This window comes from Sorangiineae bacterium MSr12523 (assembly GCA_037157775.1).
GTDB classification, from domain to species: domain Bacteria; phylum Myxococcota_A; class Polyangia; order Polyangiales; family Polyangiaceae; genus Pendulispora; species Pendulispora brunnea.
On record CP089982.1, the window covers coordinates 3,946,958 to 3,966,318 of the forward strand.

The 19,361-nt window shown below is 64.5% G+C and carries 12 protein-coding genes and 1 pseudogene; 5 read left to right on the top strand and 8 right to left on the bottom strand.

Going from position 1 to position 19,361, the window contains the following annotated elements:
- Positions 1 to 425: 425 nt before the first annotated feature.
- Together LZC95_15935 and purH are read left to right on the top strand one after the other, a co-directional pair.
- Positions 426 to 1,211, top strand: coding sequence for a hypothetical protein (locus tag LZC95_15935; GenBank protein WXA98317.1), 786 nt, complete (start codon positions 426 to 428; stop codon positions 1,209 to 1,211).
- 87 nt (positions 1,212 to 1,298) lie between these two features.
- Positions 1,299 to 2,855 (top strand): bifunctional phosphoribosylaminoimidazolecarboxamide formyltransferase/IMP cyclohydrolase, encoded by a 1,557-nt coding sequence (gene purH / locus LZC95_15940; GenBank protein WXA98318.1) that lies wholly within the window; start codon positions 1,299 to 1,301, stop codon positions 2,853 to 2,855.
- Positions 2,856 to 3,126: 271 nt separating this feature from the next.
- Here purH and LZC95_15945 read toward each other — a convergent pair whose 3' ends face one another.
- The 3 genes from LZC95_15945 to LZC95_15955 are packed head-to-tail and all read right to left on the bottom strand — an operon-like array spanning position 3,127 to position 8,427.
- A complete protein-coding gene (locus LZC95_15945; GenBank protein ID WXA98319.1) occupies positions 3,127 to 3,975 on the bottom strand; it encodes an SAM-dependent methyltransferase in 849 nt (282 codons plus the stop codon).
- A gap of 28 nt (positions 3,976 to 4,003) precedes the next feature.
- Positions 4,004 to 5,266: an efflux RND transporter periplasmic adaptor subunit gene (locus LZC95_15950; GenBank protein ID WXA98320.1), complete on the bottom strand. Its 1,263-nt coding sequence runs from the start codon at positions 5,264 to 5,266 to the stop codon at positions 4,004 to 4,006.
- Positions 5,263 to 8,427 (bottom strand): efflux RND transporter permease subunit, encoded by a 3,165-nt coding sequence (locus LZC95_15955; GenBank protein ID WXA98321.1) that lies wholly within the window; start codon positions 8,425 to 8,427, stop codon positions 5,263 to 5,265. Before LZC95_15955 ends, LZC95_15950 begins: the two co-directional genes overlap by 4 nt.
- A 214-nt stretch (positions 8,428 to 8,641) precedes the next feature.
- Between LZC95_15955 and LZC95_15960 the strand changes: the two genes are divergently transcribed.
- Both LZC95_15960 and LZC95_15965 read left to right on the top strand, forming a co-directional pair.
- Positions 8,642 to 9,622, top strand: a complete 981-nt coding sequence (locus tag LZC95_15960) for an NAD-dependent epimerase/dehydratase family protein (GenBank protein ID WXA98322.1) — start codon at positions 8,642 to 8,644, stop codon at positions 9,620 to 9,622.
- Between the two features lie 74 nt (positions 9,623 to 9,696).
- Positions 9,697 to 10,116 (top strand): hypothetical protein, encoded by a 420-nt coding sequence (locus tag LZC95_15965; protein ID WXA98323.1) that lies wholly within the window; start codon positions 9,697 to 9,699, stop codon positions 10,114 to 10,116.
- Positions 10,117 to 10,126: 10 nt separating this feature from the next.
- Here LZC95_15965 and LZC95_15970 read toward each other — a convergent pair whose 3' ends face one another.
- From LZC95_15970 to LZC95_15980, 3 genes are read right to left on the bottom strand one after another with little or no spacing between them, the layout of a single operon-like run.
- Positions 10,127 to 10,240 (bottom strand): type II secretion system GspH family protein, encoded by a 114-nt coding sequence (locus tag LZC95_15970; GenBank protein ID WXA98324.1) that lies wholly within the window; start codon positions 10,238 to 10,240, stop codon positions 10,127 to 10,129.
- A gap of 5 nt (positions 10,241 to 10,245) precedes the next feature.
- Positions 10,246 to 13,377 carry a protein kinase gene (locus LZC95_15975; GenBank protein WXA98325.1) on the bottom strand — a complete coding sequence of 1,044 codons (3,132 nt, stop codon included), beginning with the start codon at positions 13,375 to 13,377 and terminating at the stop codon, positions 10,246 to 10,248.
- An 11-nt stretch (positions 13,378 to 13,388) separates the two neighbouring features.
- Positions 13,389 to 16,142, bottom strand: a complete 2,754-nt coding sequence (locus LZC95_15980; GenBank protein WXA98326.1) for a hypothetical protein — start codon at positions 16,140 to 16,142, stop codon at positions 13,389 to 13,391.
- A gap of 158 nt (positions 16,143 to 16,300) precedes the next feature.
- Here LZC95_15980 and LZC95_15985 point away from each other — a divergent pair, with 158 nt between their 5' ends.
- Entirely contained in the window at positions 16,301 to 16,675 is a 375-nt protein-coding gene (locus LZC95_15985; GenBank protein ID WXA98327.1) for a hypothetical protein, read from the top strand.
- A gap of 471 nt (positions 16,676 to 17,146) precedes the next feature.
- On the opposite strand, the gene LZC95_15990 is transcribed toward LZC95_15985, so the two are convergent.
- The gene (locus LZC95_15990; protein ID WXA98328.1) at positions 17,147 to 17,755 is read right to left on the bottom strand and encodes a TetR/AcrR family transcriptional regulator; all 609 of its coding nucleotides are present in this window, start codon (positions 17,753 to 17,755) and stop codon (positions 17,147 to 17,149) included.
- A gap of 207 nt (positions 17,756 to 17,962) precedes the next feature.
- A pseudogene (rimO, locus tag LZC95_15995) lies at positions 17,963 to 19,339 on the bottom strand (30S ribosomal protein S12 methylthiotransferase RimO).
- Positions 19,340 to 19,361 lie beyond the last annotated feature (22 nt).

Below are 19,361 nucleotides of genomic sequence, written 5' to 3' on the forward strand. Positions count from 1 at the left end.
ACGCGACTCCCTTCCATTATGGAAACATTGAGAAAAAAAGGTTGGAGAGGCGTTGACCGTAATCTTCCGCCTGCCATAGAGTCGCCGGCGTTCGATACGTGACGGCAGTTACTGGCTGGAAACGCTGCTTTAGGTAGAAGTTTCCCTCGAAGCTTCTCTGCAGCAGCCTCTCGAAACAGCCCGCGTAGGGTGGGGACCATTGTCGCAGTTCAGGGCGAGCGAACGCATCGGCGCATGTGTTTCGATTCATTGGGACGCGCGTCGAGTGTGACCGACGACTAGGAAATGGTTTTGGTGCGTGTTGCTGGCGCGCCAATGGGACCACGTGCGGGCCTGAGGCGGCCTCGCATGTGGAGGGCGGGGGTGCGTCTGCCGTTCGTGACCTGCGAGCGGGCGTGACGCGGAATGACCGGGAGGAACGACGAATGGACTCGAAGAATCTGCAAAACCTGACGAGCGCACATGTTTTGCGTGACGACCATCGCGGGCTCCCCACCGAGGAGAGCACGGCGGCTGGTGAGGGCACGATGGAAGCTGCGACCGAGGGAGCCCTCGCGCGCGCGCTGTCTCCGGTAGAAAGTACGGAAAGCGAACAGGTCACCCGCGAGCAACGTCGCTCGCGTCGCAAGCGCGCGGTGCGTGCGCGCACGATCAGCGTGAAGCGCATGACGAAGCGCGAGCTCGAGATCGGGCGCCTTCTCTATCCGGAGACGGAATCCGTTCCGCATCCGACGACCCGCGCGGAGTGCGCCAGCGGCATGCGCCCGTGCCCGTTCGTCTCGTGCAAGCACCACTTGTACTTGGACGTGTCGGCCAAGACGGGCGCGATCAAGCTGAATTTCCCCGATCTCGAGGTCTGGGACATGACCGAGACGTGCGCGCTCGACGTCGCCGATCGCGGCGGCACCACCCTCGAAGAGGTCGGCGCGATCATGAACCTGACCCGCGAGCGCATTCGCCAGGTCGAGGTCAAAGGCCTGGCCAAGCTGGAAGCGCTGCGCGAGATGTCCGCGCTCCGCGACTACGTGGACGAAGGTCCCGTCGGCAAGCGCCGCCTTCCCGTGCTCGCCAACCGCGAGGAGGAAGAGACCGAGGAAGAAGAGGACATGGACGAGGACGACGACGTCAGCGATCAGGCAGACGCGGACTCGTCGAGCTCCGAATCGGACGACTTCGACGTGGAAGCGTTCGCCAGCGCCGACGCCGAATAACCCCGAATATCGTGATTAATCACGGCTTGTCGCGATAAGCGGACGGCGACCATTGACCGGGGCGGTGAGAGACGATAACGGGCGGGCATGCCCGTCCGAACCGCCCTTCTCTCCGTTTCCGACAAAACCGGTCTCGTCCCCTTCGCGCGCGCCCTGGCCGATCGCGGGGTGACGCTTCTCTCGAGCGGGGGCACGGCCCGTTCGCTGGCCGACGCCGGCATCCCCGTCGAGACGGTGGAGAACTACACGGGATCGCCCGAGGTGATGGACGGCCGCGTGAAGACGCTGCATCCGCGCGTCCACGGCGGCATCCTCTCCCGCGGAGAGCGCGACCGCGGCGATCTCGAGCGGCTCGGGGCCCGCGAGATCGACCTGGTGGTCGTCAACTTGTACCCCTTCGAGCGCGTCGCCCAGTCGAGCGGCTCGAGCCACGAGGAAATCGTGGAAAACATCGACATTGGCGGCCCGTCGATGGTGCGCTCCGCGGCGAAGAACCATGCCCGCGTCACCATCGTGTGCGATCCGCAGGACTACGAGCGCATCCTGGCGGAGCTTGCCGCCCACGGCGATGTGAGCCAAGCCGTTCGCTCGGAGCTCGCGGCGAAAGCGTTCGCCCACACGGCGGCCTACGACGCGGCCATCAGCGGCTACCTGTCATCGCGGCAGGCCGACGGTTCGCGCGAGCCATTCCCGCGCTACCTCACGTTGCCGTACGAGCGGGCGTATTCGCTGCGCTACGGCGAAAACCCGCATCAGAAGGGCGCTTTTTACGTGGAGCGCGGTGCGGCGGCCGGCTCACTCGCACGTGCCGAGAGCCTCGGCGCCGGTGGGAAAGAGCTGAGCTTCAACAATTTGGTCGACGTCGAGGCGGCGCTCGATGCCGTTCGCGAGTTCGACGCGCCGGCGGCCGTGGTCGTGAAGCACACGAACCCGTGCGGCGTGGCCGAGGCCGATTCCTTGGTCGCGGCCTACCGTGAGGCGCGCGAGGCCGATGCGGTGAGCGCCTTCGGTGGCATCGTGGCACTGAACCGCCCCGTCGATGCCGACACCGCGGCCGCGCTGGCCGAGACCTTCCTCGAGTGCATCGTGGCCCCCTCGTTCGAGCCGCGCGCCCTCGAAGTCCTGCGGGCGAAGAAGAACCTGCGTCTTTTGGCCACGGGCGCCTGGCTCGGGGCCGATCACGAAGCACTTCAATACAAGCGCGTCGGCGGCGGCCTGGTCGTGCAGAGCCGCGATGCCAGCGCCAAGGGCGAGGTGGAGAACGGCAAGGTGGTCAGCCGCCGCGCCCCCACCGCGGAGGAGCTCCGCGGTTTGAGCTTCGGCTGGCGCGTGTGCAAGCACGTGAAGTCCAACGCCATCGTCCTCACGCGCGGCACGCGCACGGTGGGCGTGGGCGCCGGTCAGATGTCCCGGGTCATTTCCGTGCAAATTGCATGTGAAAAGGCCGGCGACGGCGCCCGCGGAACGGTGCTCTCGTCCGACGCGTTCTTCCCGTTCCCCGACGGGGTGGAGGCTGCGGCGAAGGCTGGCATCACCGCCATCGCCCAGCCGGGTGGCAGCGTGAAAGATCCCGACGTCATCGCCGCCGCCGACGCACTGGGCCTCGCGATGGTGTTCACGGGCGTGCGTCACTTCCGTCACTGAGCACCTCGGTTTCGGGCCTCGCAGCCTCAGCCTCAGCCTCTGCCTCGATCTCGCACTCTGCCTCGCACCCGCACTCGCACTTAACCTCGCACTCGTAACTATGGGCTGCGAGGGACCGCCACGAATACAACCTCCAGTTGTCGTCGGCTTGTCGCACCCGCGAGTGCGAGTGCGAGTGCGAGTGCGAGTGCGAGTTAGAGATTGAGGTCTGAGGTTTGAGGTTTGAGGTCTGAGGTCTGAGGTCTGAGGTTTGAGGTTTGAGGTGGCTCGCTCACACCTTCACGGCGCGGGCGAGGCGCTCGAAGCTTCCGCGCGTTTCGGTGTCGAGGTAGCGCCGCACCCATTCGCGGAGGCCCTCGTCGGCGAGAACGTCGAAGCCATGACGCTGGAGCAATTGGCCCATCGTCTCGGGCGTGTAGAGTGCACGGAATGGCTCGCCGCTACGGCGTACGAGCCAGCGCACGGCCTGTGCGCCCGGACCTCGCTTGTAACGTTGGCCGTAGGTGACGCACAAAGTGGAACCCCGCGCGGCCAGTTGCTCGAGGACGGATAGCGTGCGTTCCACCGCCTCCGGAAGCAGGTACATGGTGACGCCTTCCCAAATGAAGACGCTCCTTTGCGCCGCATCGTGGCCGGCTTCGCGCAATCGCTGCTCGAGGGCATCGCGCTCGAAGTCGACCGACACGAAGCGCACCTCCCGCGCGAAGCTCGGACGCTCTCCGATTTTCTCGCGCTTGTAAGCCTGGGTGGCAGGGTGGTCGACTTCGAAGACGACCGCCTCGCGCAAACTCGGCAGACGCCACGCCCGCGAATCGAGGCCCGCACCCAGAACGACCACCTGGCGCGCACCGCTTGCGACGGCATCGAGCACGGCGTCGTCGATGGCGCGCGTGCGCAAGGACACGTGGTTGAAATGGTACGCACTGTAGCGGGCCGCCACGTCCTGCACGCGGCTCCACAGCGAAGGAAACCGTTCGACCAGCTCGAAGGTGAACGCATACGGTTGCGGGACCAGATCGCGCGCGACCGGATCCGGTGCATCGGGCCCATTCGACGCGGGCGCCAACCCGCGCAGTGCCGCCACCCACGCCGCCGTGTAACTCGGTTTTCCTTCGCGCATGCGCGAAGTGTAAGCCTGCTAAACTAGACTAGGGAACGACTTCGACCGTCTTGCCGTCGAACAAGTCCGCTCCGACGATTTTGACGATCTTCTCGTTTCCTTCGAGGCCGCTGGAGATCTCGATGGTTGCGCCGGTGTCGCGTTCGATGACGATGGGCACGAGGCGGATCTTGTTGTCGTTGTCCACGATCGCCACCCGCACGCCCTTGGCGTCGCTCAGAATGGCCGTCGACGGCAGCTCGAGGACACGGTGCGGGGTGGGCAAGGTGAGGGACACTTGCGCGTACATGCCCGCCAGCAGCTCCCCCGTGGGATTGGCCACGCGCACCACGGTGTTCATCGTGCGCGATGCCGAGTCCAGTGCGCCGGCCGCGCGCCAGATGGTGCCCTCGAACGCCTTGTTCGGGTATTCGCGGACGCCAACCTTCGCGTTGAGCCCCGTTTTCACGCTGGGCGCCACGTCCTGCGGCACCTGCACGAACACGCGCATCGGATCGGTTGCGGCGATCTTGAACAGCGGTGTCGTATTGCCCATGGCGACGAGGGCACCGCGCTCGATGGTGCGCGACGTGATGGTCCCATCGAACGGCGCCACCACGCGTGCGAACGACTTCAACTGCGTCAGGCGCCGGATGTTCGCCTGCTGCGCCTCCACGTTGGCATGCGACACGCCCACATTTGCCTCGTCGACCAGCGATTGCGCCCGCCGCTGCTCCAAATCTTGCTGCGAGGCCAGCCCCGCCGACGTGAGCTGCTTGTAGCGCTCGAAGGTGCTCTTCGAGAAATCGCGGTTGGCATTGGCCTGCGCGATGGCCGCACTGGCTTGGGCCAATTGCGCGCGCGCCTGTTCCAACTCTTGATCGAGCTCCGGCGTGTCGATCTCCGCGAGGAGCTGGCCCTCTTTGACCTTGTCTCCGATGTCCGCCACCCAGCGCCGCGTGTAGCCATTGGCGCGCGGGTAAATCACCGTCTCCTCGAGCGGCTGCACGCTGCCCGGGAGCAGGATCGCCCGATCGCTCGCCGACACCTTCGCCGAGATGACCGCCACGCGCGCCGAGGTTTGCGCGGCGACCTTCGTGCTCTCCTCGAGTGCGGCCCGGGCCTGGCGCTTCGGCAGATACCCGAGCAAGAATGCGCCGCCCATCACCACCAGCGCACCCAGTGCCAGCGACACCACCCGCGTCTTGGTGAGCGTGGCCGGCTCCGGCAGCGCAAACCCAAGCGTATCCGTGGTCTCGGTTGTCTCGGCTGGCGGCGTTTGCTCGCGGGCTTCGTGATCGCGCGGGCTCATAGGTTCTCCAAGAGCGGCTCGGGCGTGGCCGGCGTGGCTTTGCGCAAAAGGCTGTACATCACGGGAACGAAGAAAAGCGTGGTGACCGTGGCGAGCAAAAGTCCTCCAATGACCGCTCGTCCGAGCGGTGCATTCTGTTCACCCCCTTCTTCCAATCCGAGAGCCATCGGCAACATACCGATGATCATCGCGAGCGCCGTCATCAAGACCGGGCGAAGTCGTGTCATCCCTGCGGCGAGCGCGGCCTTCGCGGAATCGTAACCAAGCTTGCGCTGGTCATTGGCGAACGTCACCACGAGGATGCTGTTCGCGGTGGCCACGCCCACGCACATGATCGCGCCCATCAGCGCCGGCACGCTCAACGTGGTCCGCGAGAGGAAGAGCATCCACGCGATGCCGGCGATGGCGCCAGGCAGTGCCATCAGAATGATGAGCGGATCCAGCCACGACTGAAAGTTGACCACCATCAGCAGGTACACGAGCACGACCGCGAACAGCAGGCCGAAGGCAAGCCCGCGGAACGACGACTCCATGCTTTCTACCTGGCCTTTGATGCGCACCGTCGTACCCCTCGGCAGATCGGGCTTCATTTTATCCACGATGCGCGAAATGGCTGTTCCAACCGAGCCAAGATCGGCCCCGTCCACGTTGGCCTGCACATCGAAGGTCCGCGCAACATTGTAGTGCGTGACATTCTGCGCTGCCGAGCCGCGCTTGATCTGCGCCACGTTGGACAGCAGCTGCGTGCCGCCTTCGCCGGCGCCGGCAGAAAGCGGCGTGGTGTGCAGCGCGTTGAACGAGTCGACCTGGTACTGCGGTGTCTGCACGGCCACGGAGTACTGCACACCGCGTTTGTCGACCCAAAAGCTGGGCGAGGTTTGCGAGCTCGACGACAGCGACACCAGCAGATCGCCGGCAACGTCGCGTTCGGTCATGCCCAACTGGGCCGCCATCGTGCGGTCCACGTCCACCTTCAGAATCGGTGCACGCGTCACCTGCGCCAGGTGAACGTCGGCAGCGCCGGGGATGGCCTCCATGGCATCGGCAATCTTTTGCGCCACGCCGAAGGTCTGCTCCTCGTTGCCCGGCGCACCGACGACCTGCACGTCAATTGGCGCGGGCAAACCGAAGTTCAGCACCTGCGTGGAGATATCCGGCGCCAGGAAGAAGAACGTCGAATCCGGGTACTTCGCGCGCAAGGTCTTGCGGATGTTGCGCACGTACGCCGCCGTGGGCTCGTGTTCCTTCTTCAGCGCGATGAAGATCTGCCCGTCGGCCGGCGAGATGAGCGCGCCCTCGCTCAGCGACAGATTGATACCGCTGTTGGGCACCCCGATGTTGTCGATCATCGTCTCGATCTCGTGCGGCGGTATGACCGTGCGGATCGTATCCTCGATGCGGACGAACTCCTTTTCCGTCTCCTCCACCCGCGTACCGGGGACGCCGCGCACGTGCAGCTTGATGAGCCCCGCGTCGACGGTGGGGAAGAAGTCGCGCCCCACCAGCGGGAAGAGCGCGCACGAGAGCACCACGAACACGGAGAAGCCGCCGATGGCCAGCTTGCGGTGCGCCAGCGCCCACGCGAGCCACGCGCCATAGAAGTCGCGCAGCTTCTCGAAGCCGCGATTGAACTTCGCGAAGACGCCCGTCGCCTCGTGCCCGTGCATGTGCTCCTCGGCCTCGCGCGCGAGCAGCCCTTTCATCAACGTGGGCACCAAGGTTCGCGATAGGAAATACGAGGTCATCATCGCGAACACGACGGCCATGGCCAAGGGGCTGAACAGCGACTTGGCCGCGCCGGTGATGAACATGACCGGCACGAACACGATGCAGATGCACAACGTCGAGACGAACGCAGGAACGGCGATTTCCGAGGCACCGTCGACGATGGCCTGGATCAGCGGCTTTTTCATGCCGAACTGACGGTGCACGTTCTCGATGGCCACCGTGGCGTCGTCGACCAAGATGCCCACGGCCAGCGCCATACCGCCCAGGGTCATCACGTTCAGCGTCTGCCCGAGAAAGCGCAGAATGACGATGGATACCAAGATGGAGAGCGGAATCGAGATGACCACGATGATGGTGCTGCGCCAGCTCCCCAAGAACACCAGGAGCATGATGGCGGTCAGCCCCGCGGCGATGGCGGCCTCTTTGACCACGCCGCTCACCGCCGAACGCACGAACACCGATTGATCGAAGAGCAGATTGACCTTCAAGTCCTTGGGCAGCTTGGCCAACGTCGAGGGCAGCACCTCGCGGATGCGCGCGACGACGTCGAGCGTGCTCGCACTCCCCATCTTGAGAATGCTCATGAGCACCGACTTCTTGCCCTCCACGTGCACCATGCTGGTCTGCGGCGCGTTGCCATCGCGCACGTTGGCCACGTCGCGCATGTACACGGTGGTGCCGCCGGGCACGGTCTTCACGGGCAGGCCCGCGATCTGCTCGAGCAGCTCGGGGCTGCTGTTCACGTTGACGGGGTATTCGTCCTCACCAATTTTCGCCGTGCCGCCGGGCACCACCAGGTTCTGCTGACTGAGCGCCGTGTTGATGTCACGCGGCGAGAGCCCCCAGGCGTAAAGCCGCTGGGGGTCGATGTCGATCATGATCTGCCGCTGCTTGCCGCCGTAGGGCCAGGGGATCTGCGTGCCCTGTACGGTGGCCATGTCGGCGCGGACGAAGTTGATGCCGTAGTCGAAAAGCTGCTGCTCGCTGAGCGAATCGCTCCCCAGCGCCGCCTGCAAGATGGGCACGTTGGACGCGCTGTAGCGGATCACCAGGGGAGGGAGGGTGCCCTGAGGCATCTGCCCGATAATAGTTGCCATGGCAGCAGTTGTCTGCGCCGTTGCACCATCGACGTTCGCGCCAGGCTGGAAAAAGATCTTCACGACCGCCACGCCCTGGAGGGACTGGCTTTCGATGTGCTCGATGTCGTTGACCGTGGTGGTCAACATGCGCTCCGAGTTGCTGACGATTCGCTTTTCCATCTCCTCGGGCGAAAGGCCGCTGTAGCGCCAAATCACCGAAATGACGGGGATATCGATCTCGGGAAAGATATCCGTCGGCATGCGCAGAATCGTCACCACACCGAGGATGACGATGAGCATCGACATCACGATGAACGTGTACGGGCGTTTGAGAGCAATCCGAACGAGCCACATGGCGCTTTTAAAAGCCTCTTCCCTGGTCTAGCTGCTCCTCTGCCACGAAGACGGCAACGAAGACGCCGCTAGCGCAGAAAAACTGGGCTGAGGTATGGGGTCGACCCCGGAAATCGTCCAACATTTCGTCGCGATGTGAAGGGACGGCCACGCGGGTGCCGCGAGCGGTCGAATCCATGCAGCGAACGGTCATCGCTTCGGATACGACTCCGCCATGAGCGTTGCGTTCGTGACGGGTGGATCGGGTTTCGTGGGGCGGGCATTGATCAGCTACCTCGTGGCGCGAGGGCAGGAGGTGCGCGCGTTGGCCCGCTCCGGGAAGGCGGCGGAAAGCGTGCGCGCGGCCGGGGCCACGAAGGTGGTGGAGGGCGATCTCCGTGGCGGCGACGCGGTCCTTAACTCGATGAAAGGTTGCGACGTCGTCTATCACGCGGCCGCGTTTACGCAGGATTGGGGCAACGACGACGAGGCGTGGGAAGTAACGGTTCGCGGGACGGAGAACATGTTGGAGGCCGCGCGACGTGCGGCCGTGCGCCGATTCGTGCACGTGGGCACGGAGGCCGTGCTGGTCGATGGGGCACCCATCGTCATGGCCGACGAGCGAAAGCCGCTTCCGGAAAAGCCGATTGGCATCTACTCGCGCACGAAGGCCGAGGCCGAGCGGCGCGTGCTTCGTGCCAATGGCCCCGATCTGGAGACCATCGTGGCGCGCCCGCGCTTCATTTGGGGCAAGGGAGATACGACCCTGTTGCCAAAGCTCATCGAGGGCGCGAACGCGGGCGTGCTGCGCTGGGTGGGCGGCGGCACGTACCTCACGTCGACTTGCCACATCGACAACGTGTGCGAAGGTTTGGTGAAGGCGGCGGAACACGGTCGCCCGGGCGAAGTGTACTTTCTCACCGACGGCAAGCCGGTGCAATTCCGCTGGATGATCTCCTCGCTGCTCGAGTCGCAGGGCGTGACACCGCCGTCGAAGACCATTCCGTACTGGCTCGCGCGCACACTTTCGCGAACCACCGACGCACTGTGGCGGGCGCTTCACCTGCGCAGCCGTCCGCCGCTTCCGTACCAAGCCTTCTTGCTCGTGGGGCACGAAGTCACAGTGGACGACACGAAGGCGCGAAAAGAACTTGGCTACGAAGGCGCCGTTTCCATCGAAGCGGGACTTCGCGCCATGCGTGGCATGCAGGTGTGAGCGCGGCGGACTCTTGCGCGAAGCACGTCTCTCTGTTTCATTGAAAATATTTGGGGGCGTGCGCGGTGTACATCGTGGCAAACAAAGTGGGGCGGCTCATCGAATTGACAGTCGAAACGCCCCTGTCCGTCGACGAAGCGAATCGCGCCTTCGTCGAAACGCGCAACCTCGTGCAAGTCGTGCGAACCAAGGTGGTGACGGCCTGCGATCTCATGGGCGCCGACATCTTTGCCCCGGAGGTGTCGGACAAGCTGACGCATCTCATGCGAAGCGACAACCCGCACGTCGAGCGCAGCGCCTACCTCGTGAGCGACGCGCCGACGTTCAGCCTTCAATTCATGCGCATGATCCGCGAAGCGGGGAATCCGGCCCGCCGCATCTTCCGCCGCCGCGCCGAAATGGAATCGTGGCTCGCCCCGGTGCTCACCCCGGAAGAACGCGAACGCCTCCACGCATTCCTCGATGAACGAGGCGTCGCGCGGATCAAGGGGTAAACGCCAAGCCCTATCGCACGTGCGACTGGCGCACTCCGTACAAGGCGAGGCCGGCGAAAAGCCCGACCATCGCGACGACGACGAGCATCTTGATCAGCGTGAAACCATTGTGGATGTGGCGCATGGTCGTTACTCGCGGAGCTTACCAATGACCGGTTTGGTATCACCTGCGGCAACACTCACTTGAACGGATTTGCGAAGGCCCTGTTCGGCATTCACGAAGACGACGGTGTGGTTGCCCGGTGGTACGGAGATACGAACCTTGGGTGTACTCCCAATCGGCTTTCCGTCGAGGACCACAGACGATGCCGGGATCGAATTGATGTTGAGGAACGCCTCACCCCCAGACCCCGCTTGCTGCCCTGGCGAGCTGTCGGACGCTGCGCTCGCAGCCGCATTCCTGTCGGGCAGCATCGTCGGCCCCTCGAATCGCTCCTTCGCGGGCGGTGACGCGGGCGCGGGGCGCGGATTGGCGGCGGCGAATTGCGGAAGCGGCACCTTGGGCTCGAGTTGGACGTTGAATGTCTTCTCGGCCTGGCCATCGGCAAAGCTAATGGGCTGTCGGTAATCGGAGAACCCGAAGCGAGACGCTTCCAAGTTCCATGCCTTGTTCGACGTATCGATGTCGACCGAAATGGGGAACGTCGGCAAATCCCGTCGATCGGCTCCCGAGACCAAATAGACTTTGGCCCCTGGCGTGCCGAGCGTAATCGTCACTTTGCCGCGAAGGACTTTGAGCGACAGCGAGCCAAGATCCTGCATTTCATCTTTGGCGAGCGTGACCGTGCGTTCGAGCGGCTCGTAGCGTTCGTTGCCGATGATGCGGATTTTGTGCTCGCCCGGCGTGAGGTCCCGCACCTCTTGAGGGAGCAGTCCCGCCTCGCGCCCATCGACGAACAGCTTCATCCCGGGCTGGTTGGCCGCCACACGGACGCCCGTCGTGGGGCGCGATGCATTCGATGCGAGCACCACGTCGACGGGCACCTCTTTGCGTGACTCGGCAACGACCGCGCGCTCGCTCACCGAGCCGTCGGCGCCCAGCACCTTGACGTTGTGCGTGCCCGCGCTCACCCCCTCGACGAGGCAGGGCGAGGTGTCGCACTGCTTCTTGCCGTCGAGAAAGATCTCCACGCGGTTGTACATCATGCCATGGGGATCACTCACACGAACCGCGACCTTGCCCGTGCGCGGGAACAGCACGATGAGCAAGGTGGTGCCGCTCACGACGAGCAACGCCGCGGCGAGCAATACGAAGAGCCATGTGCGGTTTGGCGGCGGACGCACCAGCGCCGTTGGCTCGTAGCGGCTCGTGGGCGGAGGATACGGCGGCGCACCGTACGTGGGTGCGGGGTTCGTCGAAATGGGCCCGGAACTCGAGGCGTGCTGCGGAATCGCCTGAATCGGCAGGGGCGTCGCACGCACACGCGGAAAGCCCGACGATGGCGGCGGCGCCTCGCTCGGCAAAGGCTGCGAGAAGGGGCCCGGCGTGCTGTACCGGCGCGAGGGCGGCGGCGTCATGTAACCCGACGTGACGGGCACCGCGCCTGCGGCTGATCCTGCTGATCCTGCTGAGGCATAGGGCATCGGCGGAGGCGGCGCCGTCGTCGGTGGCGTCTGATGGAACCCACCGCGCTGCGTGACGGGCGGCGGAACTGGAGGCGGCGGTGCCGGCGTGAGCCGTGGAACCGCGCTGCGACGTTGCGACGGCGGGCCCTGCACTTGTCCGCTCGGGCGATCGGCGTTGTCGAGCACGTTGCTCGCCTCGTGCTCATCGTCCCAGTCGAGGGGCAACGTCACGCCTGCCTGCAGTGCCTGCCGCTGCTGCGTGGAATAGGCCGAGGCCGGATACGCGACATTGGTGAGCGGCGTCGATGCGGAAAACGGAACCGCAACAGGGGTGAGATCCGACGACGTCAACTCACCTGGTGCTCCAGCAGCATGCACGCCGAGCAACGTCCGCTTGCCGATCGCCGGCGTGAGCGGCAGATCGCGCGCCGGCGAACGCATCACCACGGGATTGGACGGGCGCGGCGCATCGCTGCGCGTGCGGCCCAGCGGCGGTGACGGAGGAGTCGGAGGAGGTCCGCTCGGGGCCGATCGTCGCGGTGGCTCCTGCTTTACGACGAGCTTTCCGCCCACGGTCTCCATCGGAGGGAGTCGCCCAGCGGCGATGGTCTCGTCCTCCGAATTATCGTCCTCGACTTCTGATGACATCTCCGTGATCTCCTGGGACCCAGTGGACATGGTACCGCCCTGGGCTTTCTCAGGCCATCCGATGCGCTTTGTCCTCGGGCCGGTGCTCACGGGTCCGTTCGCTTCCGGTGCCTCCGACGGCGTATCCGTCAACTCGGGAAAGAGATGGCGCATGTAGGCGGCTACCTCCGCGCGTGACGCCACTGCACCTTTGGCCATCGCCACGGATTGCAGCTCCCTGTAGAGCTCCTTGGCCGAGCGCTGGCGCTTCTCCAGATCGGTCGCGAGGGCGCGCATCACCACGCGGTCCAGCTCGGGCGGCGTGTCGCGCCGGATGGTCGACGGTGGCGCCACCATGGCCGCCTCTCGGATCTTCTGCAGGATGACGAATTCGTTTTCGCCATCGAAGAGCCGTTTCTGCGTGAGGAATTCCCAGAGGCAGACGCCCATCCCGAAGACGTCGGCCTGTGCATCCACCTCGGCGCCGCACGCTTGCTCGGGGCTCATGTAGCCGAAGCTTCCTTTGATGGAGCCAACCTGCGTGCGTGAGATCTTGCCCTGGGCTTTGGCAATTCCAAAGTCGACCAGTTTGACGTCGCCCGTGGTGGACACGACGATGTTCTGCGGACTGATATCGCGATGAACGATCGAGGAGGGAAGTCCGTTTTCGTCGCGGCGCGAGTGCGCGTAGCTGAGGCCTTCACCGATGCGCGAGAACACGTAAAGGATGAACGGCAGCGGTATCGGTGCACGCTTTTGCGTGGACCGTTCGAAGACCGCCCGCAGATCCTTGCCGTGCACGTATTCGAAGGCGATATAAAAGCTTCCGTCGACACGGCCAAAATCGAGCATGCGCGCAATGTGCGGATGCTCCAGCCGCGACACGATGCGGGCCTCGTCTTCGAAGAGGGTAATGAATTCTTCGTCTTCGGCGATATGCGGAAGAATCTTTTTCAGCCCGACGAAATGGCCATATTTCTTGTTTCGGGCGCGAAACACCTCGGCCATTCCACCGGAGGCAATCCGGGCGAGCAGGGTGTAGGGGCCGAAGGCTCGTGGGAAACTCAACGCATTCCTTTTTACCTCGGGGCGCCCGCATCCAAAAGGGGAACGGCGCTCCCCTGTGAACTCGGAGATCGCGGTGCCCTCTTATTGAAATAACGCACCCGCTGCATTTGAAGCGGCTGCCACACTGAAGGTCGGACGATGGGCGTTGTCGCGAATTGCGGGTGCGCACCCGCAGTTTCGCCGCGAACGAGGCGTGCCGTGGCAGCAATTTCCGCCGTGGGCTCGCCTGCGATATCCAGGTGACCACCTGGAAACGCATGTGCGTCACCGGCGATGGCGAAGCGTGTCCCGCATCCGAGTCTTGCAAGAAGTGCATCGATTGCGGCTGTCGTTTCCGCATCGGGAGGCCGTGCCGGATCGAGCTCGATCCACACGAGCATTCCTTCTTCGTCATCGATGCCGGCGAACGTCCGCGCGTCCGTCGATGGCGTGATCGATTCGCCGCTCGCAATGAGCACGCCGTCGGAGGGTGCATTCGGCAGAGCCTGAAAGAGTCCTTGCGAAAGCCAAATGCCCGTATGGGATGACGGCGATGAGGGCGATGAGGGCGTGCGCGCGGGGTGTGCACCTGAAAAGGACACCACGGTGGGGGTCTGTTCGGTGGTGCCTGCGCTCGCGGCGGCACGCACGGTGCGCGGATCGATGCGGAGTACACGCACCTTGACGTCCGGCCGGTTCGCGAGGGGCCGCACCCACGTGGTGGCCATCGCATATGGAAAGCCGTGCTGCGGTAGGCCTTTCACGCGCCATGTGCCTTCGCCAGCGGCGGCGGGTGTGATCGCCGGCGCAACATCGGGCCCTGGCAAGAGCGGGCGTCGCGTCAGGTAGAAGAAGTCGCGCTCGTCGCGGTGGATGTAGCGCGGGAAGTTCATATGGCCCATGCCTTTGACCATGCGCCGCGCGCGCACGCGGAAATCCGGCATCGATTTGAGCGAGCCCTCGAATTCCCAATCTTGCTGGAGCGGCCGCCCGAGTGGCGTCAGCGCATCCTTGGGCTGCGCATTGTAAAACTCGAAGCCCGCGTGGCCGGTGTTCATATCGAGGTGCATTCCGAATGCACAGCGCGCGGCCAACATGCCATTGGCCAGCACGTCGGCCGAAATGTCGTTGCCCCAGAAATAACCGACGAAGTTTTCCTTGGTGAGACACAGTCCGCTGCGCGTGGTGTGCACCTCGTCCGCCCAGCCTTTGGGCGTGCCGCCCCACCAGGTGCGTCCCCACGGGTTGAACCGATCGTCCTGCACCAGCGCGGTGAGGTTCTGCCGGAATGAGAGCACATCGTCGCCCACCTCGGCGTTCTCCGGCCAGGCGCCGAAGGCCGTCGAGCCGTCCTTCATCTCGAGAACGGTGGCCGCATAGGGCTTGGGCGGGAGATAGAGCGCGCCGTCGGCCTGCATGCCGTACTCGCCGTGCATCGCTTGGAAGCCGCCGTTGAAGCCCGCCACGAGGTGGTTCCACACCTCGGGGGTGCGCGGCACTTCGCCGGTGCCTGCTTCGCCGGTTGCGCTCACCGGCTCGACGGTGCCGGCCTGCATGTGCAGCGCAATCTGCCGCGGGTCCCACAAGGTGACGTACACCCGCGTCTCATGGCGCGTCTTGTCGGCGCGCACGAACGAAGTGACGAAGGGCGAGGGCACGCCGGGGCTCTGGTGGATGAACGGGTCGCGTTCGAGCGAGATCCACTGGCCCTCGCCGGGAATGGGTGGCGTGATGATGGGCTTCATCGGCGTGGGCGGCCACCCGAGCTCGGGATCGGTGAACACCGGCTGGTGCTGCCCCTGGTTGATGCCCGCGAGATCGCGTGCGACCTCTTGCTCCGTGGCATCGGGCGAGATGCGGGAGCGCACGCGCATGACCCAGTCGAGGGCGGTGAAGGCGACGGCCTTCACGACTTGCATCTTTTCCTCGCCGAACCAGGGCATGGCGCGCACGCGGTCGACCGTCCACGTGAGAAGCCTGCCCGGTGCGGCCTTCACGTCGGGGCGGGTGCGGATCCATCCCGCGCCCTCGACCGTAGCGCCGTGAAGGGCATCGATGACGATGCGCCGCTTGTCGGCGACGGCGGTGAGCTTTCCATCGCCTGCGAACGACAGATCGATCTGACCCGCCGGAGGATCCAGCTCGAAAACTTGGTGCACGACCCCTGACGTTTGCCCCGTTTGCTGCAGATTGCTCAGGGAGAGCTGCCAACGCTGCAGTCGGGTGAAGTCCGTGTATTCTGCAGGCGATTGACCAGCGAGATCGAAGACGTGCACGTCTTTGACGACACCATCGAGCGACGTGGAGGTGGCGGCGAAGGTGCGTCCGGAAAACCGCGCGAGGACCGGGCGCGATTCATCCACGCCCATCGAATGCGTCAGATTCCAGAGCGAGCCTACGTCGAGCAGGGCACCCTCGGGCGAGAGCCGAGCCTCGACGAGGTACAGATCATTGGGCTCTTTGGCGAGGTGCGCGCGGACGAGCGCACGTGCGCCCCCGAGCATGGCGCCCTCGATGCCATCTGCACCGGTGACCCACGCGATGTCCGCCTCTTCGCATGCCAGCCCGCGCGTCGACAGAACAGTGATGAGCGCCGCCGAGCGGCTCACCGCCTTGGGATCGATGGTCTCGCCACGCGTGGACGCGAGCAAGGCGGCGAGCGCAAGCGCGTACGGAATGGGGCGCGCGTACGCTTTCGTGAAGCCGATGCGATTGCGCTGCCGAGGGCGAACGGCGGGCGCGGAGTCCGGACCAGATAGAGGCGGTTTGGAGAGCGACGCGACCAACCCCTCTTCTTCTAGCCCGCGAGCGCGTGCATTGGCAATTGAGCCAACTTAGTTGGCAAGGCTGGGAACTTTGGGTGCGATCGCCACCGTTCCCAGGGAAAACAAGGCTCGATCTGCAAAGAATGCCCGGGCTCGAAATGTGCTACCTAGTTTGCACCATGGCGAGGCTTTCTTTGCAGCGAATCGTGCGTCGGTTCTCGGCCGCGTTTTTCGCACTCCTCGTCGTTCTGGCCTTGGTCGCGTGCGCGAGTCCGACGTTGCCGCTGCCACCGCCCGCGATCCCGTCGATCGCCCAAACCGGGGAGGGTCAATACCGACTTCGCTCCGAGCACGGCGTGGAGCCCAACGCCATCGTGGTGATCATCAACCACAACAGCACACTCTCCGGCGACGACCGCGTGGACGGCACCGAGGCCGACGCGCAAGGCACCTGGGAAGCGGTCATTCCCGCGCACGCAGGCGATTTTCTCGATGTGAAACAGGAGTTCGGAACGATGAGCTCCCCGTTGACGACGTTCCAGATCCCGCGCTGAACGCGGCGGGGATTAGAACCGAACGAGGCGGCGCATGGTCACGCACCGGGCGAGACCGATGACCGTGCCCACGGTGACCAGCACGCTCGCAATCGCGACGGAGCTGCCAACGGGACCCATCATGGTGAAGAGGTTGTCGAACATGGTTGCACCCCTTTGGGTTGAGCCAGAATAAAAACTGGCCGCCCAGTATCTTTTGGCCGATTGACCAAAAAGTCAACCCCTTGCACTGCGGTGCGTCAAAATTAACCGCACTGTCACATGACGCAACTGAGCCGGTGGGCACCCGTTGAAGAGGGAAACCGCCAGGACGCCAGGGTCGCCAGGGGGACCAAGGGAAACGGATGTGTTAAATGTTTGATTTTGTTGGTTTTTGTGAAAACCAACCCACAACCCTATTGAGTCTTAACAGTGAACCCCTGGCGATCCTGGCGCCCTGGCGGTTTCCTTCTTCTGCGGGTTTTCAGCAGCTCACAGCTCGAACAAGGAGAACGCCACGATCTCCAGCGCGCGCAACGTCTCCTCTTCCTCGGTGGGATCTTGCGGATCGAATAGCTGATGCATGCAGAGCCCATCCAGGGATGCCATGAGCATTCGAGTGACCACCGTGGGGGAGACTTTTGGCCGGAGGCCCAAAGTTTGGAAGCTGAGCATGAACTCCGCGATGACTTGCTCGCGCGTTGCTTGGATCATTTTTCGGACGGCACCGCGCAGGTGTGTGTCGTGGACGGCCTGGGTCATCAGGTCCATCATCACGCGGATCTCGGGGCCGCCTTCGCGGCGGATGGCCCATGCTTCGCGAAGCAATCGGCGGATGCGTTCCGTTGGGGCGCCGCCCAGATCCCAGGCGACGCGGATGCGTGAGCGCACGATCTCGGAACAGTGCTCGAGCACCCGCGTGATGAGATCGTCCTTGTTCGCAAAGTGGTAATGCACCACCCCTTTGCTCATGCCCGCGGAGTCGGCGATGTCGCTCACGCTCGTGCGCGCAAATCCCTGGTTGGCCAAGGCACGCACCGCCGCCTCGACGACGGAACGCCGACTGGCCTCGCTCTTTTTGTACGACGAGCGCGCGCTCATTTTTGGCCGATCGGCAATATCATGCATGGAAAATGGCAGGGTCGCACAAGGCTTGTTGTGCGGCGCATGCCTTTTTCCAATGACGCGATGCGGCGATGTTCGTTAGCGCCACTCGGTGGTGGGCGATGCGATGGTGGCGGGGGCCTCGAACATCTTCAGCGCGATCTTCTTTTTCTTCTTGGGCAAAGCCGGCGTGTCCGTGAACGACTCTTCGTCGATGACGTCGCCGACCAGATCGTAGTCGCTGGCTTGGGAGATGCGAACCCGCCGAATTTGACCGGCGAGCACTTCCGCCCCCGACAGGTAGACCTGCCCATCGATTTCGGGCGCCTGGCCAGCGTGGCGGCCGGCCATGACGAAGTCGTGCTCTTCGCTCTGGCCCTCGACCAAGACGTCGAGCTCCTGGCCAATGCGGGCCTTGTTGGCCTTGCGGGCGATGCGGCGCTGCAGGCTCATGAGCTTGCGGTATCGGCTCGAGGCAATGCGCGCGCTGACCTTGTCGTCGAAGCCGTAGCTCTTGCAGCTCTCCTCGTCCGAGTAGCGGAAGACTCCGACGTGCTCGAACTCGGCCCAGGTGACGAAGTCGCAGAGCTCTTGGAACTCGTCGTCCGTCTCGCCGGGGTGGCCCACGATGAAGGCCGTGCGGAAGGTGAGGCCCGGGATTTCCTTGCGCATGCGCTCGACCACGCGGCGCTGGCGATCGATGCCGTGGCCGCGCTTCATGCGGCGAAGCATCGCGTCGGCGGCGTGCTGGAGCGGCATGTCGACGTAAGGCACCACGCGCGGGTGGTGCCCGAGCAGCTCGATGAGTTCCGCGTCGATGGTCTCGGGGTACAGGTAAAAGAGGCGCACCCAGCGGATGCCCTCCACCTCGGCCACGCGCCGCACGAGCGCGGCGAGCGAGCCGCGCGTCTCTTTGGAGAGATCGCGGCCGTAGGCGATGGTGTCCTGCGAGATGAGGTTGATCTCCACCACGCCCTGCGCGGCGAGCTGCTCGACCTCGCGCACGACGTCGTCGATGGCGCGGGAGCGCTGCTTGCCGCGAAATTCCGGGATGGTGCAGAAGGAGCAGACACGGTTGCAGCCCTCGGCGATCTTCACGTAGGCGTGCACGCGGTTGCCGGTGAGCACGCGCGGATCTTTGGCGCTGACGACCCAGTCCGCCGGGTGGCCGACGAGCATGCGCTCGGCCCCGCCGCGGAGCACGTCGCCGAGCTTGAGCATGTCGCTCGAGCCGAGGAAGTGATCGACCTCGGGCATCTGCGAGGAGAGCTCGGTTGGGTAACGCTGGGAGAGGCACCCGGTGACGACGAGGCGCTCGAGGTTGCCGTGCTTCTTCAGCTCGGACATCTCCAGGATGGTGTCGATCGACTCCTTCTTGGCCTCGCCAATGAAGCCGCAGGTGTTGATGACGATGGTCTCGGCCTCTTCGGCCTCGGCCACGACTTCGTACCCGGAGGAGCGGGCAACGCCCACCATGACCTCGCTATCGACGCGGTTCTTCGGGCAGCCGAGGCTGACGAAGTACACGCTTTTCCGCTTCGAGTCGGTCTCCGTTTGCTTTCCGCGCGTCTTTCCCTGCATTTGCGAGCGCTCCTCGTAGCAC